The sequence below is a fragment of the Halorhodospira sp. M38 genome (genome assembly GCF_022227985.1).
Lineage (GTDB): Bacteria > Pseudomonadota > Gammaproteobacteria > Nitrococcales > Halorhodospiraceae > Halorhodospira > Halorhodospira halophila_A.
This window is the reverse complement of sequence record NZ_JAJNQP010000001.1, coordinates 262336-281167: the sequence shown is the minus strand read 5'-3', so window position 1 is coordinate 281167 and position 18832 is coordinate 262336. Positions and strand designations below refer to the sequence as shown.

General features: G+C 68.3%; 17 protein-coding genes. 10 read left to right on the top strand and 7 right to left on the bottom strand.

Annotated features, from left to right (window positions below; all coding sequences use genetic code 11):
* Positions 1-39: 39 nt before the first annotated feature.
* From LRA98_RS01300 to recJ, 4 genes are read left to right on the top strand one after another with little or no spacing between them, the layout of a single operon-like run.
* The gene (locus LRA98_RS01300; RefSeq protein WP_201167665.1) at positions 40-1350 is read left to right on the top strand and encodes a homoserine dehydrogenase; all 1311 of its coding nucleotides are present in this window, start codon (positions 40-42) and stop codon (positions 1348-1350) included.
* Positions 1351-1354: 4 nt separating this feature from the next.
* Positions 1355-2494 carry a threonine synthase gene (gene thrC, locus LRA98_RS01295; protein ID WP_201167663.1) on the top strand — a complete coding sequence of 380 codons (1140 nt, stop codon included), beginning with the start codon at positions 1355-1357 and terminating at the stop codon, positions 2492-2494.
* Complete coding sequence (locus tag LRA98_RS01290; RefSeq protein ID WP_238632870.1) at positions 2491-3492, top strand: hypothetical protein; 1002 nt, start codon at positions 2491-2493, stop codon at positions 3490-3492. Before thrC ends, LRA98_RS01290 begins: the two co-directional genes overlap by 4 nt.
* On the top strand, positions 3485-5218 hold the full coding sequence (gene recJ, locus LRA98_RS01285) for a single-stranded-DNA-specific exonuclease RecJ (protein ID WP_201167657.1): 1734 nt from the start codon (positions 3485-3487) through the stop codon (positions 5216-5218). The genes LRA98_RS01290 and recJ overlap by 8 nt, the downstream gene beginning before the upstream one ends.
* A gap of 39 nt (positions 5219-5257) precedes the next feature.
* On the opposite strand, the gene LRA98_RS01280 is transcribed toward recJ, so the two are convergent.
* A complete protein-coding gene (locus tag LRA98_RS01280) occupies positions 5258-7378 on the bottom strand; it encodes a carboxy terminal-processing peptidase (protein WP_238632868.1) in 2121 nt (706 codons plus the stop codon).
* A 51-nt stretch (positions 7379-7429) separates the two neighbouring features.
* A complete protein-coding gene (pepN, locus tag LRA98_RS01275; RefSeq protein WP_238632867.1) occupies positions 7430-10066 on the bottom strand; it encodes an aminopeptidase N in 2637 nt (878 codons plus the stop codon).
* A gap of 102 nt (positions 10067-10168) precedes the next feature.
* On the opposite strand from pepN, the gene LRA98_RS01270 reads away from it, so the two are divergent.
* A complete protein-coding gene (locus LRA98_RS01270; protein ID WP_201243115.1) occupies positions 10169-11029 on the top strand; it encodes an alpha/beta hydrolase in 861 nt (286 codons plus the stop codon).
* Positions 11030-11238: 209 nt separating this feature from the next.
* Entirely contained in the window at positions 11239-11547 is a 309-nt protein-coding gene (locus tag LRA98_RS01265) for a c-type cytochrome (protein ID WP_201167644.1), read from the top strand.
* Positions 11548-11624: 77 nt separating this feature from the next.
* Here the strand turns inward: LRA98_RS01265 and LRA98_RS01260 are convergent, their stop codons facing one another.
* Positions 11625-12755, bottom strand: a complete 1131-nt coding sequence (locus LRA98_RS01260) for a ChaN family lipoprotein (protein ID WP_238632865.1) — start codon at positions 12753-12755, stop codon at positions 11625-11627.
* A 176-nt stretch (positions 12756-12931) separates the two neighbouring features.
* Here LRA98_RS01260 and lipA point away from each other — a divergent pair, with 176 nt between their 5' ends.
* The 3 genes from lipA to LRA98_RS01245 all read left to right on the top strand — a co-directional run bounded on the left by lipA (position 12932) and on the right by LRA98_RS01245 (position 15620).
* On the top strand, positions 12932-13936 hold the full coding sequence (gene lipA, locus LRA98_RS01255; RefSeq protein WP_238632863.1) for a lipoyl synthase: 1005 nt from the start codon (positions 12932-12934) through the stop codon (positions 13934-13936).
* Positions 13937-13943: 7 nt separating this feature from the next.
* Positions 13944-14549 (top strand): CoA pyrophosphatase, encoded by a 606-nt coding sequence (locus LRA98_RS01250; protein ID WP_201167624.1) that lies wholly within the window; start codon positions 13944-13946, stop codon positions 14547-14549.
* Between the two features lie 96 nt (positions 14550-14645).
* Positions 14646-15620, top strand: a complete 975-nt coding sequence (locus LRA98_RS01245) for a L,D-transpeptidase family protein (RefSeq protein WP_238632930.1) — start codon at positions 14646-14648, stop codon at positions 15618-15620.
* Positions 15621-15780: 160 nt separating this feature from the next.
* Here the strand turns inward: LRA98_RS01245 and LRA98_RS01240 are convergent, their stop codons facing one another.
* From LRA98_RS01240 to LRA98_RS01230, 3 genes are read right to left on the bottom strand one after another with little or no spacing between them, the layout of a single operon-like run.
* The gene (locus LRA98_RS01240) at positions 15781-16080 is read right to left on the bottom strand and encodes an Lpp/OprI family alanine-zipper lipoprotein (RefSeq protein WP_238632861.1); all 300 of its coding nucleotides are present in this window, start codon (positions 16078-16080) and stop codon (positions 15781-15783) included.
* Between the two features lie 53 nt (positions 16081-16133).
* Positions 16134-16712 carry a L,D-transpeptidase family protein gene (locus tag LRA98_RS01235; protein WP_207189875.1) on the bottom strand — a complete coding sequence of 193 codons (579 nt, stop codon included), beginning with the start codon at positions 16710-16712 and terminating at the stop codon, positions 16134-16136.
* Positions 16713-16717: 5 nt separating this feature from the next.
* Positions 16718-16972: a glutaredoxin family protein gene (locus tag LRA98_RS01230; RefSeq protein ID WP_201167597.1), complete on the bottom strand. Its 255-nt coding sequence runs from the start codon at positions 16970-16972 to the stop codon at positions 16718-16720.
* Between the two features lie 97 nt (positions 16973-17069).
* Between LRA98_RS01230 and dusA the strand changes: the two genes are divergently transcribed.
* Positions 17070-18056 carry a tRNA dihydrouridine(20/20a) synthase DusA gene (gene dusA / locus LRA98_RS01225; protein ID WP_201167595.1) on the top strand — a complete coding sequence of 329 codons (987 nt, stop codon included), beginning with the start codon at positions 17070-17072 and terminating at the stop codon, positions 18054-18056.
* Between the two features lie 19 nt (positions 18057-18075).
* Here the strand turns inward: dusA and LRA98_RS01220 are convergent, their stop codons facing one another.
* Positions 18076-18804, bottom strand: coding sequence for a UDP-2,3-diacylglucosamine diphosphatase (locus LRA98_RS01220; protein WP_238632859.1), 729 nt, complete (start codon positions 18802-18804; stop codon positions 18076-18078).
* Positions 18805-18832: the final 28 nt, after the last annotated feature.

Sequence of the window (18832 nt, the reverse complement as noted above, 5' to 3'; positions counted from 1 at the left end):
GCGCGGCGGGCTGGAACCGCTCAGATTCGGAGGTGAGGATTGAAACCGGTTAATGTGGGGATGCTCGGCCTCGGTACCGTGGGTTCGGGGGTGGTCAATATCCTCGAGCGCAATGCCGATGTGATCAGCCGGCGCGCCGGGCGCGAGATCCGCGTTACCCACGCCTCGGCGCGCCATCCGGAGCGCCCGCGCAGCTGCCGCCTGGAGGGGATCCGCCTGACCACCGATCCGTTCGAGGTGGTCGACGACCCGGAAGTGGAGATCATCGCCGAGCTGATCGGCGGCTACGAGCCGGCCCGGGAGCTGGTGCTGCGTGCGTTGGACAACGGCAAGCACGTTATTACCGCCAATAAGGCGCTGATCGCCTCCCACGGCAACGAGATCTTCGCCCGGGCGCGGGAGAACGGTGTTACGGTGGCCTTCGAGGCAGCGGTGGCCGGCGGCATCCCGATCATCAAGGCCGTGCGCGAGGCGCTGACCGGTAACCGCATCGAGTGGCTCGCGGGGATCATCAACGGGACCTCGAACTACATCCTCACCGAGATGTTCTACGAGGGCCGGGATTTCGGAGACGTCCTCGCCGAGGCGCAGCGCCTGGGCTACGCCGAGGCGGACCCGAGTTTCGATGTCGACGGCACCGACGCCGCCCACAAGCTGACCATCCTGGCCTCCATCGCCTTCGGCATCCCGCTGCAGTACGACAAGGTCTATGTCGAGGGCATCGATCATATCACGCGCGAGGACGTGGCCTTCGCCGAGGAGCTGGGTTTCCGGATCAAGCACCTGGGCCTGGCCTTCCATGAGGAGAACGGCTACGCGCTGCGCGTGCACCCGACGCTTCTGCCGCGACGGCACATGCTTGCCAACGTCGACGGCGTCATGAACGCCGTCATGGTCAAGGGCGACGCCGTCGGGCCGACGCTCTACTACGGCGCCGGTGCCGGCGCCGAGCCGACCGCCTCGGCGGTGGTGGCCGATATGATCGACGTGGTGCGCGAGTTCAACCTGGAGCCCGAGAACCGGGTGCCTTATCTGGCGTTCCATACCGAGTCCCTCTCGCGGGAGCCGGTACTGCCCATGCGCGACGTCGAGACGGCCTACTACCTGCGGCTCTCGGCGCGGGACGAACCCGGCGTGCTGGCCGACGTCACCCGCGTGCTCGGGGATTTCGGGATCTCCATCGAGGCCATCATCCAGAAACAGCCGCAGGCCGGGGCCGATCACGTCCCGATCATCCTGCTGACCCACCGTATCCATGAGCGTCACATGGACGCGGCCATCGAACGCCTGGAGCACCTGGAGCAGGTCGATGGACGCGTCGTGCGCATCCGTGTCGAGAGCCTGGAGTGAGAGCATGCCCTTCCGACCCCGCTACACTGGACTGATCGCCAAGTATCTGGATCGGCTGCCGATCAGCGATGATGCCCGGATTCTTGGGCTGGGCGAGGGCAATACGCCGCTGATCCAGCTGACGCGGATCCCGGCGGAGCTCGGCCGCGACGTGGACCTCTACGTCAAGTTCGAGGGCCTGAACCCCACCGGCTCGTTCAAGGACCGCGGCATGACCATGGCGGTCACGAAGGCGGTCGAGCAGGGGGCCAAGGCGATCATTTGCGCCTCGACCGGCAACACCTCGGCCTCGGCCGCGGCCTATGCGGCCCGCGCCGGGATCAGCTGTTTCGTGCTTATTCCCGATGGCAAGATCGCCATGGGTAAGCTGGCCCAGGCGATCATGCACGGTGCGCAGGTGCTGCAGATCCGCGGCAATTTCGACGCCGGCATGCGCCTGGTCAAGGAGCTGGCCGAGCACGCGCCGCTGACCATCGTCAACTCCATCAACCCGTATCGGCTGCAGGGTCAGAAGACGGCGGCCTTCGAAGTGATCGAGGAGCTTGAACGCGCCCCGGACTACCACTGCCTGCCCGTGGGCAACGCCGGCAACATCACGGCCCACTGGATCGGCTACAGCGAGTGCGCCGGACGCAAGGGTGACGAGCAGCTGACCGCTGCCTGCGCCTTCTGCGAGGGGCATTGTCGTTACGCGTCCGCACTGGTGGATCGGCGCCCGCGCATGGTCGGCTACCAGGCGAGCGGCAGCGCACCTTTCCTGCGGGGCGGGCCAGTGGCTGAGCCCGAAACCGTGGCGACGGCCATCCGCATCGGCGATCCGCAGTCGTGGGATTACGCCCAGGCCGTTCGCGAGGAGTCCGGTGGGTGGTTCGATGAACTCAGTGACGAGGAGATCCTCCGGGCGCAGCGGATGCTCGCCGATCATGAGGGTGTTTTCTGCGAGCCGGCCTCGGCGACCTCGGTGGCGGGGGCCATGCGCGATATCCGCAGCGGCCGCATCCCCGAGGGCAGCACGGTGGTCTGTACCCTGACCGGGCATGGCCTCAAGGACCCGGATGTGGCCAGCGCCCAGGCCGGGGATGCGGTGCAGACCGTGGATGCCGACTACGAGGCCGTCCGCGAGGCCATTCTGAAGCGGCTTTGAACGCCCACCGTTTACGCCTGCGGATTCCGGGGCTGCTCGGGCCGCTTCCCGGGCGGCTGCCTCCCGGGGTGCTGGCACGCCAGCCGGCGCTGGAGACCTGGCTGGCCCGGGGCCGGCACGGCCCGTTGACGCCGTCGCCGGTGCCCGAGGCGGCCGGTGCCCTGGGATGGCTGGCCGACGGCGGGGATCCGGGCTGTGAGGCTTATTGGAGCCGTGCGCAGCCATTGCACCTGCGCCCGGAGGCAGCGGGTGTGCGCCTGGTGCAGGTCGCGATCAACGAGTTCGAGGCCGCGCGGCTGGAGACCGATCTGGCCGATCTGCTGGCCGGACGGCGCGTGCAGCTGCACCGGACATCCGCCGGGCGTTGGTACCTGCAGAGCCAGGCGCCGCTGCCGGAACGTCCCGCACCGGAACAAGTCTGCGGCCGTTTCATCGACGCCTACCTGCCGCGGGGAGGCGACGCCCTGAGGTGGGCGACGCTCTTCAACGAAGTCGAGATGGCCCTGTGTGACCACCCGGTCAACCGCGATCGGGAAGAGCGCGGCGAGCCGCCCATCAACGCCCTGTGGGCGTGGGGTAGCGGGCGGTGCCCTACGCCCCCGGCGTCGTTTCCCTGGCAGCGCCTGTTCAGCGACGATCCGGCCTGGCTGGGGCTCGGGGTGCTGGCTGGGGCCGAGGTGGCGGATCTGGCTGGATCGACGCCCATCCTCCCGGGGCCGGATACGCTGGTCGCGGTCCCTTGGGCGGAGCAGGCGCTGGCCGTGGATGATGGGGCGGCGTGGATCGACGCCGTGGCGGCGGTTGAGCGCGCGATCGCCGCGCCGGCGCTGGTGGCGCTGCGCGAGGCCGCTGCGCAGGGGTCGCGCTGGGATGCGCTGGAACTGTGTTTTGGGGCCGATGACCACGGTGTCACTTTGGGACGGCGGGAGCTGCGTCGGTTCTGGCGCCGGCCCCGGCCCCTCGGCGCCTGGGTCCGGGAGGGCGGCGAGGATGCCTGAGCGCATCCGGCGGCGTCCGGCGGGTGCACTTCCGGACGGCGTTGCGCAGGACCTGCACCCGGTCCTGCGGCGGGTCTATCAGCGCCGCGGCCTACGCGATGCCGCGGAGCTGGATCTGAGCCTGCGGCGGCTGCAACCGCCGACCGGCATGGCCGATCTGGACCGTGCGGTGGCTGCGCTGGTTCCGGCCCTGAGCCGGGGCCAGCGCATCGTGGTCGTCGGCGATTACGATGCCGACGGGGCGACAGCGACCGCGCTCATGGTCCTTGCGCTCCGACGTCTCGCTGCGGCGGCTGGCGGTGATCCGACGGCCGTCCAGTCTTTCGTTCCGGATCGGTTCTCGCTGGGCTACGGCTTGAGCGCGGCCGTCGTCGAACGGCTGCGCCCCACGGAGCCGGCCTGGCTGGTGACGGTGGATAACGGCGTCAGCAGTCTGGAGGGGGTCGCTGCGGCACACCAGGCGGGCATGGGCGTGGTGGTGACTGATCACCACGCGCCCGGCGCAGCGTTGCCGGCCGCCGAGGCGGTTGTGGATCCGCTACGCGATGACGACCACTTCCCGAGTACGGCCCTGGCCGGGGTGGGCGTGGCTTTCTACCTGGCTCTGGCGCTGCAGCGTGGCCTTGCGGCGGACGGGTGGCTCCGCGAGGAACCGGTCTCGCTGCTGGGGCTGCTGGATCTGGTCGCCGTGGGGACCGTGGCAGACCTGGTTCCGTTAGATCACAACAACCGCATCCTCGTCGAGCAGGGACTGCGCCGGATCCGCGCCGGTGTTGCCCGTCCCGGCATCGTCGCGCTGCTGGAGCAGGCCGGCCGCGAGCCTGCCGAGGCGACGGCGGCCGATCTGGCTTTCGCCGTCGGGCCGCGCCTGAATGCAGCCGGGCGCATGGACGACATGACCGCCGGGGTCGAGTGCCTGCTCGAGGAAGATCCGCATCGAGCCCGGGAGCGGGCGGTCGCGCTGGATGACCTGAATCGTCAGCGCCGCGCGGTGGAGTCGCAGATGACTGAGGAGGCACTGGCCGGGCTCGAGGCCCGCGCCGAGGATGTAGGCCTCGGCGTGTGCGTGGCGGCGGAGGGCTGGCACCAGGGGGTGACCGGGATCCTCGCTTCGAGGTTGAAAGAGCGCTATCACCGCCCGGCGGTGGCTTTCGCTCCGGCAGACCAGGGGATGCTGCGCGGCTCAGCGCGCTCGGTGCCCGGGCTGCATATCCGCGACCTATTGGCGCGCATCCACGGGCGTTCGCCAAAGCTGATCGAGTGTTTCGGCGGGCACGCGATGGCCGCTGGACTCACCATCGAATCCGGGCAGCTGGATGCGTTCCGCCGCGAGTTCGCCGGTGCGCTGGATGAGGCGCTGGGTGGTGAGTTGCCCGAGCTACGTGTGGAGACCGACGGCGAGTTGCAACCGGAGGAGCTCAACCTGGAGACGGCCTGGGCCCTGCGCTACGGCGGTCCCTGGGGCCAGGGGTTCCCCGAGCCGTGCTTTGACGGCGTTTTCCGGATCCGTCAGAGCCGGGAACTGCGCGGTGGCCACCTGCGGCTGGAGCTGGATGCTGACCATGGCAATGGGCCCACTGTCCCGGCCATCGCCTTCGGTGGGGTCGAACGGGGTTGGAACCAACTGGAGGGTCCGGTTCGCGCGATCTACCGCCCGGAGGTCAACCGGTTTCGTGGCAGTGTCACCCTGCAGCTGCGCATCGAGTACCTAACCACCGCAGGTTGACCGGGAGGCGGGCCGTCCGGCCGCCTCCCGGCTCCGGTCTCAGTCTTCTTCCCGGGCCTCCGCGGTGAGGACCTCGTCGCCCGCTTCGCGCAGGAGCTGCGCAAAATCGGCGATGATCGCTGCACTGGCATTGAGCAGGGCGTCCGGCAGCTCATCCGCGTCAACATCCGCGTAACGCTCCACCGGCTCCTTGCCGTGGGCCTTGCGGCGCTCATTGTGAAGCTCCAGCAACCGCTCCTCGCGTACCTTCTGCTCCTCCTGCCGGGTGGCCTTGTTCAGGGCGACCGAGGTGTCCTCCCGTATCTCGCGCTTGGCCTCAAGCTCCCGCTCCAGGGCGCGGAAGGTCTCGGTCTGATCCATCCGTGTCTGGTGGCGACGGGCCAGTTCGTCGATGATTGTCTCGAGTTCGAAATGCACCGTGACATCGAGCCCGGCGATCTCCGTTGCCGGCAGCGGGTTCCGGGTGGCGCGCTCGCCGAACTCCTCGTGGCTGAACTCCGAGGGCAGGTGGATATCCGGTTTGACGCCCTCGAGCTGCGTGCTCTCGCCGGTGACCCGGTAAAACTGGGCCAGAGTCAGCTTGAGCTGCCCGGAACGCTCCTCGCCGGGGATGGCGTAATTGTCCAGGCCGATCATCTGCTGCACCGTGCCCTTGCCGAAGGTCTGGTCGCCGAGGACGATGCCCCGTCCGTAGTCTTTAATGGCCGCGGCGAAGATCTCGGAAGCCGATGCGCTGCGTCGATCGACCAGCACCCCCAGGGGCCCATCGTAGGCCGGCTCGCCCCTGGATTCGCCAACCTGCTCGGGGTGGCCGCGGGCGTCGCGAACCTGCACTGCCGGTCCGCCGCCGGTGAACATGGCGGTGAGGGCGGTGGCCTCGCGCAGGGCCCCCCCGGAGTTTCCGCGCAGGTCGATCAGCAGGCCGTCGATCCCCTCCTCGAGCAACTCCCCAAGCAGGCGCTGGACGTCACGCGTGGTGCTGCGGAAATCGTCCTGCCCGGAGTGCGCGGCCTCGAAGTCCCGGTAGAATTTCGGGATGGTGATCACGCCGACCCGCTGCTCCTCGCCCTGAGCGTCGGTCTTCTCGATGACCTCCTTGCGGGCGGCCTGGTCTTCCAGATCGACCTTGTTGCGGACCAGCCGCACCTCGCGCGGTGAACTCTCACTGGCCCCGGCTGGCGGCAGGACGTTGAGCCGGACCACTGACTCCTTGGGGCCGCGGATCATGTCCACGATCTCATCGAGCCGCCAGCCGACCACGTCCTTCATCTCGCCGTCGTCGCCGTCAGCGACGCCGATGATGCGCTCGCCCTCGCGCAGCTCACCGGATTGCTCGGCCGGGCCGCCGGGGATGAGTTCGACGATCTCGGTGAAGTCCTGGTCCATGGTCAGCTTGGCGCCGATCCCCTCGAGCTGCAGCGACATCTGCATGTCGAATTCCTCCGAGCGCTGGGGCGAGAGGAATGTGCTGTGGGGGTCGTAGGCGCCTGCCCAGGCGCTTAGGAACTGGTCCATGATGTCTTCGTTGTCGGCATCCACGGCACGGTCACGAAGGGTGTTGTAGCGCCGCTCGAGGTTCTCGCGGATCTCCTCGGTGCTGCGCTCGGCCAGCTCCAGGGTCAGGGCATCATGCGTGACCCGCTGGCGCCAGAGGTCGTCGAGGGCGTCGCGATCGGCCGCCCAGTCGGCCTCGCTGCGGTCCTGCTCGAAGCGGCCGTCGCCGTCGAAGTCGAACCCCTCCTCGAGAAGCCCGAGGGCGAATTGGGTCTGCTCCGCGACGCGCTCACGGTAGCGGGCGTGCAAATCGTAGGCCGCCTCGAGGATCGCGTCCCCCTGACCGGGGCCGAGTTCGCCCATGCGCTCGCGGAACGCCTCGACGTCCTCCTCGAGGAGGAAGAAGCGGCCGTGGTCGAGCTGCTTCAGGTAGGTCTCGGTGGCCTGCTCCATGAGCTTCTCGTCGGACTCGGGACCGCCGTAGTGGTAGCGCTGGAGCAGATCGGCAACCACGCGTGCCTTTTCGAACTCGGTCTGGCCGGGCACCACGCCGTTCTCGCCGGCAGCTGCCGTCGGTATACCCGGTGATCCCGGCAGCGGAGCCGTGGAGAACAGGGCCAGGCCGAGTGCCAGCACAGGGGTCAACAACAGGTGACTTCGGGCCAAAATACGCCTCCAATCCAAGTATTCGGTTGCCGCGAGGCTTGTTACCTCACTTTAGCTCATCGCCCCCAGGCTTTTGGAAGCGACCTCGTATACGTCTTTCGACAGCGTATCGCGCTCAAGGATCCGTTCGAGTTGCTGGCGCATCGAGCGACGCCGGCCGGGGTCGTAGCGGCGCCACTGTGTCAGCGGTGCCAGCAGCCGGGCGGCGAGCTGCGGATTGCTCCGGTCCAGGCGCAGCACGTGATCGCTGAGCAGCCGGTATCCGCTGCCGTCCGGGCTGTGAAAGTGGGCCGGGTTGCCCTGGGCGAACGCACCGAGTAGGGCCCGGGCTCGATTGGGGTTTTCCAGGGTGAAGTCCGGGTGCTCGGTGAGCTGGCGCACCCGGTGGACGGTCTCCGGTCGATCGGCCAGGGCCTGCGTCCGGAACCACTTGTCGACCACCAACGGTTCCCCGGACCAGCGCTCGTAGAAAGCGTCCACCGCCTGCTCGGCCTCCGGGCGCGAGCTGTCCGCCAGTACAGCCAGGGCAGCCAGCCGGTCCGTGAGGTTGTCGCTGCGCTCGAGCTGTTCCAGCGCCCGGCTCAGGTGGCGCTCCGAGCCGGCGTGGAGATAGCTCAAGGCCAGGTTGCGCAGTCGGCGCCGGGCGGCTTCGTCCGGGTTGTAGCGCCAGGGGCCTGTCGCCTGGCTGTGCAGGATCAGCCAGTGCCCCTCCAGCGCCTCGCCCAGGCGGGCACGGACGCGCTGGCGGGCGTCGTGGATGGCCTGCGGGTCGACCACCTCCACCTGCTCGGCGAGGTAGGTCTCGGCGGGCAGGGTGAGTGCCTCGGCAACCAGCGCGGGGTCGGCTTCGGGCGCCTCGAGGGAGGTGCGGAATGCCTGCTCGAGCCGCTCCACCCCGTCGGGCCGCGGGGTGCCCCGCGCCTCGTCGAGGAGAACGCGCATGGCCAGCTGTTGCCCCGCTTCCCAGCGCGCGAATGGGTCGGTGTCATGGGCGAGCAGGAAGCCGAGGTCGTCGTCGCTGTACGGGTAGTGCAGCTTGACCGGCGCTGAGAAGCCGCGCAGCAGCGAGGGCACGGGGCGCTCTGGGCAGTCCTCGAAAACGAAGCGCTGTTCGGACTCGCGCAGTTCGAGTACGCGGGTGCGACTGTGTGCGGTGGAGTCCCGGGCCTCGCGGACCGCTAGCGGCGAACCGTCCTGGCCGATTAGCCCCACGGCCAGCGGGATGTGCATGGGATCCCGGTGCGGCTGGGTCGAGTTGCCGGGCAGGGATTGACGGCAGATCAGGGTGTACTCGTTCCGCTCCGGGTCGTAGTCGTCCTCGATCTCGATCTCAGGGGTGCCGGCCTGGGTATACCACAGGGCGAACTGCTGGAGATCGACCCCGGCGGTGTCCTCCATGGCGGCGAGGAAATCCTCGATGGTGGCGGCCTCACCGTCGTGGCGTTCCAGGTAGCGCCGCACGCCGCGCCGGAAGGCGTCGTCGCCGAGCAGCGTGTGGTACATGCGGATGACCTCGGCACCCTTGGCGTAGACGGTGGCCGTGTAAAAGTTGTTGATCTCCACGTAGGCATCCGGGCGGACCGGGTGGCTCATGGGCCCGGCGTCCTCCGGGAACTGGGCGGTACGAAGCAGGCGCACCTGACCAATGCGCTGGACCGCCTCGGAGCCGGTGGTCTCGGCAAACTGGTGCTCGCGGAAGACGGTCAGCCCCTCCTTGAGCGAGAGCTGGAACCAGTCGCGACAGGTGACGCGGTTGCCCGTCCAGTTGTGGAAGTACTCGTGGCCGATGACCGCCTCGATGTTCTCGTAGTCGCTGTCGGTGGCGGTGTCGGGGCTGGCCAGGACGAACTGGGTGTTGAAGATGTTCAACCCCTTGTTCTCCATCGCGCCCATGTTGAAGTCCCCCACGGCGACGACCATGTAGGTATCCAGGTCGTACTCTAGGCCGTAGTGTTCCTCGTCCCAGAGCATGGCTCGCTGCAGCGCAGCTAGAGCGTGATCGGTACGCCCCGTGTTCTCTGGCTCCACATAGAAATGGAGGGCTACCTCGCGGCCCGAGGCGGTTACGAAGGACGCTTCCTGACAGGCCAAGTCGCCGGCAACCAACGCGAACAGGTAGGACGGCTTGGGGAAGGGGTCGTGCCAGATGGCGTAGTGGCGCCCGTCGTCAAGTTCTCCCCGTTCGATGCAGTCGCCGTTGGACAGCAGCACCGGGCAGGTGGCGCGGTCGGCGACCACGGTGGTGGTGAACGGCGCCAGGACGTCGGGGCGATCCGGGTAGGGCGTGATGCGCCGGAACCCCTCCGCCTCACACTGAGTGCAGAACATGCTGCCGGAGCGGTAAAGGCCGGAGAGGGCGGTGTTCGCCGCGGGATCGAACCGGCTGACGGTCTCCACGCGGCAGCGCTCGGGGGCATCATAGAGGATCACCGCCCCCTGCTCATCCTGGTGCGCGCTGGGCTCCAGTTCGACCCCGTCGACGGTCAGCGCTTCCAGCTCCAGGAACTCTGCGTCCAGGCGCAGCGGCGCCTCATCGTCGGTGGCCGCAGGGTTGCGGCGCAGCTCCAGCGCCGCCTCCACGCGGGCCATGCCAGCATGGAGGTCCACGCGGAGGTGGATCCGGTCGACCAGAAAGGCGGGCGGACGATAGTCGCGCAGGCGGATGGTCTGCGGTCGGGGTGCACTCATGGGGACGCTCGTGTTGAATATAGCGAGGTGATCGGTGTGGAATAAGCAGCTTACCTGATCAGGGCACTCCGGGCACACGGGTGACCCAACGCGGGAGGCTGAATGTACGCAAGTTTCGGGGGGATCGGGGGCGGCGGCCCGGAGACGGGGCTGGAGCTGATCCGGTACGCGGGCAGCGACGGGGCATCGGATGCCGTGTTCCCGCCGCTGCTGTTCATCCACGGCGCCTTCGCCGGTGCCTGGTGCTGGGAGGTCCACTACCTGCCGCACTTCGCCGGCCTGGGCTACGAGGCTCACGCGCTGAGCCTCCGCGGCCACGGGGCGAGCGCAGGCCGGGAGACGCTCAACTCGGCCTCCCTGAGCCACTACGTCGAGGACGTGGCCGAAGCCGTCGAGTCGCTGCCACATCCGCCGGTGCTCATCGGTCACTCCATGGGCGGTTTGGTGGTGGATATCGCCCTGCGCCAGGGCGTACCGGCCGCCGGCGCTGTGCTTTTGGCCTCGGTGCCCCCAACCGGGCTCGCCCCCTCCGGCATGCAGATGATGCTGACCGAGCCGCGGCTGCTCTGGCAGATGGGCATTCTTCAGGGGTTCGGACCGGCCTGGGTCGATGTGGATGAGGCCCATCGGGCCCTGTTTGCGGAAGAGATGGATCCGGAGGTGCTGCTCGATTACACCAGCCGCATGCAGCCGGAGTCGCAGCTGGCCCTGTTTGAGATGGGTTTCCCGCGCTGGCCGCGATGGGGCGGCGTGTCCGTGCCGGTGGCGGTGATCGGGGCCGAGGAGGATGTCATCATCCCGCAGTGGATGGTGCGCACGACGGCGTGGCTCTATGGCGTGGAGCCACGCTGGATCCCCGGCGCCGGCCACGCCACCATGCTTGAGCCCGGTTGGCGCCGCGGCGCGGACTGCCTGGAACGGGCGCTGGCCGATCTGGTCCGGACGGGGGCGGGTCGGTCCTGAAGGTTTTCCGGCAACAAAGCAGGGAATTCGTGGTACCGCTTTGCGCCTCGTTAGGCTAGACTGATCGAGATAGTCCAACCCGAGGGGCGCCACTGAGAACGTCGGCTGGCGCACCGGCACCCGTCCAGGGGATGCTCGACGGGCTATTGAGCGGCCCTGCTACCGGGCGCATCAAGCATAGAGACTAAAAGACCGAGGAGTAGCCGATCATGAAACGCATTGTTCTGGCCGCGGGTACCGCGACCGCGCTGATCTTCGGCGGCATGGGGGCGGCCCTTGCCGACGGCGAATCCATCTACATCAACGGCACGGCACCGACCTGTTCCTCGTGCCATGACCGCGGGGTGGCCGGCGCACCGGAGCTCAACGCGCCCGAAGACTGGGCCGACCGGCCCTCCTCGGTGGACGAGCTGGTCGAGAGCACGCTCGCGGGCAAGGGCGCCATGCCGGCCTACGACGGGCGTGCCGACCGCGAGGATCTGGTCAAGGCCATCGAGTACATGCTCTCGACCCTTTGATCCTGCGGGGCGGCCGGGTCGCCCGGGCCCGGCCGCCAAAGCGGAACCCCGCGCGAAGCCCAGCCCAACGCTCACGGCTACTCGGCGGGGAACCGCGCCACCTTCTCCAAGGTCTCCCCATTCCGCTCGATGACCAGCGGCAGCCAGGTGCCCGGCGCCTGACGGGACACGATGTGCTGCAGGTCGCGAGGATGCCGGATCTCGGTCTCCGCTGCCTTCACGATGCGGTCGCCGGCGGCCAGCCCGGCCTGATCGGCGGGTGTATCGGGGAAGACTTCGAGGATGGTCACCTTCGAATCGTCCTCCTCCATGGCGATGCCCAGACGCGGCGGATCGGGGGTGGCGCGCTCGGGTTCGAGCGCGAAGACGAAGTCCGCCCGATCGGCGTCCGGGCACGCGGCGGCGGCGTCGAGCGGCAGCAGGACGCGGATCGAGTCGTGGCCGAGATCCCGGAGCTGGTGGGCGATGCCGTCACCGTACTCGGCGTGACCCCTGCCGACGATGCCGACGACCGGGCCGCCGTAGGCCTCTAGGGCGGAGACCATCGACTCGGCCATCGCCCGGTCCCAGAACGTCTGCGCCTCGATGAACCGATCCAGGTCGGCATCGTTCTCGCCGGCGCCGGGGTGATGACGGAAGATACCCTGCAGGCGGTCCCGGTACGCCTCGCTGGCCGCTGCCGGCTGGCCGACGGATTCACGCTCGTCCTCATCCAGATCGTCGAAACCGCGTTCCCGCACGGCGCGCACGGTGTCTCGCTCAACGTTGAGGGCTTCGGCCGGCACGCGGTGCGCGCGGACGAATTCGAACAGTGGCATGTAGAGTTCGGCGTCGTAGCCCCAGACGCGCTGCCATTCGGTCTCCTCGAGGAACGCCTCGCGCGTCAGGTTGCCCGTGCGCCAGTCTTCTAGCGGTTTCTGTTTGCTGCGTGGGAACATCTCGAAGCCAATGGCCCCAAGCTCCCCTCGCCCGTGCAAAGCGGCCAGGGTATGGAGCTGCCAGCGGTGGTGGGCGGCATCGTCGTGGCGTTCGCCGAGCAGGATGAAATCGACGCCCTCGAGGGCATCGAGCACCTCATGGGTGCCGAGGGTGCGTTGGTGACCCGGATCGTACCATTGCCCCGGTTCGGCACAGGGGCTGGTGATGGCGCTGCCGGCAAACAAAAGGCCGGCGAGCAGGGTGGTGCTGCGCAGCAGGGGCGTGGACATGGGGCGATCCTTCCTGTGGCCTCGGCCCCATCTTAGGGCTCCTGGCCTGGGTTGGCGACCGCTGCCGGGCTTCGTCCCCGGCTGGGTGGTTCGGCAGGGCAGCGCTGCTGCGCGTACAATGGGATCCTACCGGATGGTACATCCGGTGCGGTTTCGATGGCGGCCAGGGGTAGGGTATGACCGATTTCAAGGGGATTCCGGTGAGCAGCGGTAGTGTCTTTGAACGCGACGGGGTGCGCACTATCAAGGACGGCGTGAAGCGCCGCGGCGATGGGCAGCAGGCGCCGCGCGCACGCAAGCCGCAGTGGCTCAAGGCGCGTGCTCCCGGCGGCGAGGGCTATCGTCGGGTGCGCGGTATCGTCCACGACCACCACCTGAGCACGGTCTGCGAGGAGTCCCATTGTCCCAATCTGGGCGAGTGCTGGAGCCACGGCACGGCCACCTTTATGGTTCTCGGATCGGTGTGCACGCGCACGTGCCGGTTCTGCTCCGTGGATACCGGCAACCCCAAAGGGCGTCTGGATGACCGGGAGCCGCAGCACTGCGCCGAGTCGGTGCGCCTGATGGGATTGCGCTACGTCGTTCTGACCTCCGTCGACCGTGATGACCTGCGCGATGGCGGAGCGGAGCATTACGCCCAGTGCGTTCGGGCGATCAAGGCGGAGAATCCGGAAACCGCGGTCGAGGCCCTCACGCCGGATTTCCGTGGCGATGAAGAGGCCGTGCGGACGGTGGTCGAGTCCGGGTTAGAAGTCTTCGCTCACAACGTCGAGGTGGTCCGGCGCCTCTCACCGCAGGTGCGCGACCCGCGTGCCGACTATGAGCAGAGCCTGGACGTGCTGCGGGCGGCCAAGCGGTTGCGCCCCGACGTGGTGACCAAGTCGAGCCTGATGGTGGGGCTCGGTGAGACGGATGCCGAGCTCCATGAGGCCTTCGAGGATTTGCGCCGGGCGGAGGTGGACATCGTCACCCTGGGGCAGTATCTGCAGCCGACCCGCAACCACCTTCCGGTGGAGCGGTTCGTGAGCCCGGACGAGTTCGAGGCCCTTCGCCAGGAGGGGCTCAGGCGGGGGTTCCGTGAGGTCGTCGCGGGTCCGCTGGTGCGTTCGAGCTACCGGGCGGACCGCGTGCTCGAGGGCAACAACGTCGGCTTGCCAGCCCCCGGCCCGGACGCTGGTTGACGGTGCCATGCCCGTCGCCCTGTCCGGACCGGCGTGTTGCCCGGAGGCCCTGCGGGCCCGCCTGACCGGGCAGGCCTGGCCTGAGCGCGGGTGGCGCCGATCCCCGGGGCACCCAGTGCCGGCATCGGTGCTGATCGCCCTGCTTGAGCCGCAGCATCAGCCGCGAATCCTGCTGACGCGGCGCGCCGGCGGCCTGCGTGATCACCCGGGGCAGGTGAGCTTCCCGGGGGGGCGCGTCGATCCGGCCGATGCCAGCGCCGAGGCGACCGCCCTGCGCGAGGCGCACGAGGAGGTTGGGCTCGAGCCCGACGCGGTGCGAGTCCTCGGGCGGCTCGGCCGCTACCATACGGGTACCGGGTTCGTGATCCAGCCGGTGGTTGCCGTCATTCGCAGCCCGGTCATCTGGCGGCCGGATCCGGGCGAGGTCGAGTCGGTCTTCGAGCTGCCCCTGGAACGGCTGCTCGAGGGGCGTGTCGACGGCGAGGTCCGGGTGCCCGGCCCCTTCGGACGGATCGAGCGCTTCCCGGCGCTGATTCATCAGGAGCAGCTGATCTGGGGGGCGACAGCAGGTATGCTCTGGCAACTCCGAGAAGCATTACAGGGCATAGGCTAAATGGCGGGACGTATGGCGGGCAGGGTGCGGTGTCGGATGGACGCTGCGCGAGGTGCAGGGTTGCTCGGGTCGGGGATCTGGTTGCTGTTGCTGGCGATGCCGGTCGTGGCTGACGAAGCCCCTCCGCCCGAGCAGGCGGGCGAGGGCGAGGTGGTCGACGAGGACGCCTTCGAGGAGCACGACTGGGATCGGACCCTTCACCGCTTCGAGCTGCAGGACGGCGTCGACGTCGTTGGTGAGGAGCAGACCGCCCGGGCGAATGCCGAGGATACCCTGCTGGATGTCGCCAAGCGCCATGCGGTCGGCTACGAGCAGATCCGCATGGCCAACCCGGGCGTCGATACCTGGCTGCCGGGGGAGGGCGCGGAGGTTCGCATCCCGTCACGCTACATCCTCCCCGATGCGCCGCGTGAAGGCGTGGTCATCAACCTGGCCGAGATGCGCCTCTACCACTACCCGGAAGACGAGCAAGTGGTGGAGATCTTCCCGGTCAGTATCGGACGCATGGACTGGTCAACCCCGCTCGGGCGTACCGAGGTCACCGGGAAGATCGAGGACCCGGCCTGGTACCCGCCGGAGTCGATCCGCAAGCAGGCCGAGGAGCGAGGCGAAACGATGCCACGCGAAGTGCCCCCGGGACCCGACAACCCGCTGGGTCGGCACGCCATCCTGCTCGACATCAGTGGCTATCTGCTTCACGGCACCAACCGCCCCTGGGGCATCGGGATGCGGGCCACCCACGGGTGCATCCGGCTGCATCCGCGGGATATCGAGTACCTCTACGATCAGCTGTCAGTGGGCACGCCGGTGAAGATCGTCAATCAGCCGTTTCAGGCAGGTTGGTCTGCCGACGGGGTGCTCCACCTCCAGGCGTTTCCGTTCTTCGAGGAAGACGATCCGTCGCGGGCGGAGCGCGTCGAGATGGCCGTCGAGAGTGTCGCCCACGCCCTCGGCGATACGGCCCATCGGGTGGACGGCGCGCGGGTCCGCGCGGCTGCCGATGAGCAGGACGGGCGGATCCGCCGTGTGTCCCGGAGTAACGCCACCCCGCATCGTCCGTCCGGGGAGTGAGCCACCCCCCAAGCCGCATAGCGGCTATCGGCGGGGTGCTGCGCCGCCGTGGGGTCGACGACCCTTGCTGCCATGCCCGGAGCGAAAAAAAAGCCCGGCGCGGGGCCGGGCTTCCGGGGATGCCGGGCGTCGCGTTAACGCCCGGGGTTCCGACGGTTGGTTACTTCTGCATCGTCCGCTCGAACATGCGGTCGATCTTCTCCTCGTTGTCCTCAGCCTTGCGCAGCGCCTCCTCGGCGATGCTGTGTGCCTCGGCCGCCCGCTCGTCAGCGCCCTCGGCGGTGTCGCGGGCGTCTTCAGCGATGGCGCGGGTTTCGTCCATCTCGGCGTAGAGGTCCTCCATCTCCCGGTCCACGGCGGCGCCGATCTCGTCCTCGTCGACGGTGGCGCAGGCGGCCACGAGGCCAAAGGCCGCGCCGACGGCGGCGAGTTTGGCAACGGATGCGAAACGTTGATGCATCGAGTATCTCCTTGTGCTGGGAAGGTTTTTTTGCGCCTATTCGTGTTTGAATGCTAGCGGATATACACGCGTGTGCCAATGCCCACAAGGCTGGCCAGCGCCTCGACCTGATCGTCTTCCAGCGCCACGCAGCCATCTGTCCAGTTGACATGCCGGTGGAACCGGACATCACCATCGCCCACCCCGTGGATGCCGATATGCCCGCCCAGAGCCGTCCGCTGGGGCGGACGACCCAGGCGGGCAAAGTCATCCAGAAAATCAAGATACTCCTCTTGGTCGATGGTCCCGTCATCCCGGGCCTTGCGCGCATTCTCCAGACTTGGGTAATTCAGCCCGAGAAAAAGATGGTACTGGCTCTCTTCATTGATCCGGTTGATGCGGAATTTTCCCAGCGGAGTGGTCCGGTCGCCGCGACGGCGGGTTTCCGCTGTGCCGTAGCGGCCCACGGCGAGGTTTTCAAAATGCGCGAAGGGGCGGTCCCCTTCAAACACGGTTATCCGGTAGGTATCGGTGTCCACCAGAACCCATCGTTCATCGTCCTCCGGCTTGAACGGCAGGTCGTTCGGCGGCTCCTGCTGCGCCGCGAGCAGACCCGGCGCAAGCATTGCCAGGCACAGGAGCAGCCGCGCCATCCGGCTCACGGTCGGCCTCCGGTCTGCAGCCACTGGTGCAGGTCCCCGGCATCGAACGGCCAGAACAGGCGCCCGCCGGGGTGCTCGCCCTCCAGGAAGGGGATGCGCTCCTGGAGCGCCGGGTCGTCCGGGAAGTGGTCGAGGACGTCGGCCTCGTGCAGCTGCAGCGGGGTGTAGGCCGCATAACGGCGGATGAGGTCGCGCGCCTCGTCGCAGAGGTGGCAGCCGCTGGTCCCGTAGAGCGTCACGGATTGGGTCATGGGTGGCGTGTGTGCCGCTGGCAACCGTACCTTGGCGTATAATACCCAGCCGGCCGGCCCCGGCAAACCATCGCTGAGTGACTGCAGAGAGGGACTGATGACCGAGCCGCCGTGCATACACGGGCGTTTGAGCGTGGCCCCGATGATGGAGTGGACCACGCCGCCGGCACGCTACTTCCTGCGCCTGCTGGCGCCCAACGTGCGTCTCTACACGGAGATGGTGCCGGCCGTGGCGCTCTGGCACGGGGCGGCGGAACGTTTTCTGCCGTTTCACCCGGCGGAGCACCCGGTGGCGGTGCAGTTCGGGGGTAGCGACCCGCAGGAGCTGGCCCACGCGGCGCGCCTCGCCGAGCAGTGGGGTTACGACGAGGTCAATCTCAACGTCGGGTGCCCCAGTGACCGTGTGCAGTCGGGGCGTTTCGGGGCCTGCCTGATGCTCGAGCCGGCCCGGGTGGCCGACTGCGTCGCCGCGATGCAGGCGGCCACCCGCTTGCCGGTGACGGTCAAAACCCGCATCGGGGTCGACGATCACGACAGCGAGGCCTTCCTGGACGCGTTCGTGGAGGCTGTGGCCGCAGCGGGGTGCCGGAGCTTTATTGTGCATGCCCGCAAGGCATGGCTTTCGGGGCTCAGCCCCAAGGAGAATCGCGAGATCCCGCCCCTGGATTACCTCCGTGTGCATCGGCTCAAGGCGCGGCGGCCGGATCTGGAGGTGGCGATCAACGGTGGTATTGCGGATGCGGCGACGCTGCGGGAGCAGCTGCAGTGGGTCGATGGGGCGATGATCGGCCGCGAGGCCTTCTCCAATCCCTACGTGCTGGCACAGTGGGATTGCATGCTGTTCGGAGGCGAGTTGCCCGGGCGTCGTGCTGTGGTGACCGCGTATCTGCCTTATGTCGAGGCGCGCCGGCGCGAAGGGGTGCCCATGAGCCAGCTGGTCAAGGTGCTCATGGGGCTGTTCAACGGATTGCCCGGTGCCCGCGCCTGGCGTCGGACCCTGACCGAGGGCAGTCAGCAGCCGGGGGCCGGCCCCGACGTGATCGAGCGCGCGCTGAAGTGCGTCGCCCATGGGGAGGCTGCATGACGGCGGCGTCTGCTGCCCGCTAGGCGTCGTGGGGTAGGGTCTCCAGCCTCCAGCCCTCTGGTTGACAGCGCAGCAGGCTGCCCTGATCGAACCAGTCACCCACCACGAAGCGTTTGCCCCAACCGAAGGGTGTGTCCAAGTTGTGAATGGCCGGACGATGCGTGTGGCCGTGGATGAGCCAGCGCACCTGGTGCTCCCTGAGTGCCGCATCCACCGCCAACGGGGTGACATCCATGATGGCCTCGTCCAGCTGCTGGTTCCGCTCGGTGCTGGCGCCGCGCGCCTGGCGTGCCTGCTCGAGTCGCTCCGCCACCGGCAGCGCCAGGAACTGCTGCTGCCATGCGGGATCGCGCACCATGGCGCGGAACTCCATGTACTCGGCGTCATCGGTGCACAGGCTGTCGCCGTGCATCATCAGCGCGTGTTCGCCGTGGATGGTCACCACGCTGGGATCGGGGAGCAGGTGGGTGCCGCTGGCTGCGGCGAAATCGGCACCGAGCAGGAAATCCCGATTCCCGTGCATGACGTAGATATCCGTGCTCGCCGCGGCTGCACGGAGGGCCTGCAGGACGGGGTCGTCGGCGGAGACCGCGTCGTCGCCGATCCACGCCTCGAACAGGTCGCCCAGGATGTAGACGGCTTCGGCGCCCGGCGCCTCCTTCTCGAGGAAGCGCAGGAAGGTGTCCGTCGCAGCCGGGCGGCTGCGGTCCAGGTGCAGGTCGGCGATGACCAGAACGGGTCGGGGCATGGCGTCGGTCCGAGTCCGGTGTCATTAA

What these genes read in the sequence shown, in the direction of transcription:
- thrC (WP_201167663.1), top strand. Translation starts at nt 1,355, where the DNA reads ATGCCCTTCCGACCCCGCTACACTGGACTGATCGCCAAGTATCTGGAT.
- recJ (WP_201167657.1), top strand. Translation starts at nt 3,485, where the DNA reads ATGCCTGAGCGCATCCGGCGGCGTCCGGCGGGTGCACTTCCGGACGGC.
- pepN (WP_238632867.1), bottom strand. Translation starts at nt 10,066, where the DNA reads ATGAGTGCACCCCGACCGCAGACCATCCGCCTGCGCGACTATCGTCCG.
- LRA98_RS01270 (WP_201243115.1), top strand. Translation starts at nt 10,169, where the DNA reads ATGTACGCAAGTTTCGGGGGGATCGGGGGCGGCGGCCCGGAGACGGGG.
- LRA98_RS01265 (WP_201167644.1), top strand. Translation starts at nt 11,239, where the DNA reads ATGAAACGCATTGTTCTGGCCGCGGGTACCGCGACCGCGCTGATCTTC.
- LRA98_RS01260 (WP_238632865.1), bottom strand. Translation starts at nt 12,755, where the DNA reads ATGTCCACGCCCCTGCTGCGCAGCACCACCCTGCTCGCCGGCCTTTTG.
- lipA (WP_238632863.1), top strand. Translation starts at nt 12,932, where the DNA reads ATGACCGATTTCAAGGGGATTCCGGTGAGCAGCGGTAGTGTCTTTGAA.
- LRA98_RS01250 (WP_201167624.1), top strand. Translation starts at nt 13,944, where the DNA reads ATGCCCGTCGCCCTGTCCGGACCGGCGTGTTGCCCGGAGGCCCTGCGG.
- LRA98_RS01245 (WP_238632930.1), top strand. Translation starts at nt 14,646, where the DNA reads ATGCCGGTCGTGGCTGACGAAGCCCCTCCGCCCGAGCAGGCGGGCGAG.
- LRA98_RS01240 (WP_238632861.1), bottom strand. Translation starts at nt 16,080, where the DNA reads ATGCATCAACGTTTCGCATCCGTTGCCAAACTCGCCGCCGTCGGCGCG.
- LRA98_RS01235 (WP_207189875.1), bottom strand. Translation starts at nt 16,712, where the DNA reads ATGGCGCGGCTGCTCCTGTGCCTGGCAATGCTTGCGCCGGGTCTGCTC.
- LRA98_RS01230 (WP_201167597.1), bottom strand. Translation starts at nt 16,972, where the DNA reads ATGACCCAATCCGTGACGCTCTACGGGACCAGCGGCTGCCACCTCTGC.
- dusA (WP_201167595.1), top strand. Translation starts at nt 17,070, where the DNA reads ATGACCGAGCCGCCGTGCATACACGGGCGTTTGAGCGTGGCCCCGATG.
- LRA98_RS01220 (WP_238632859.1), bottom strand. Translation starts at nt 18,804, where the DNA reads ATGCCCCGACCCGTTCTGGTCATCGCCGACCTGCACCTGGACCGCAGC.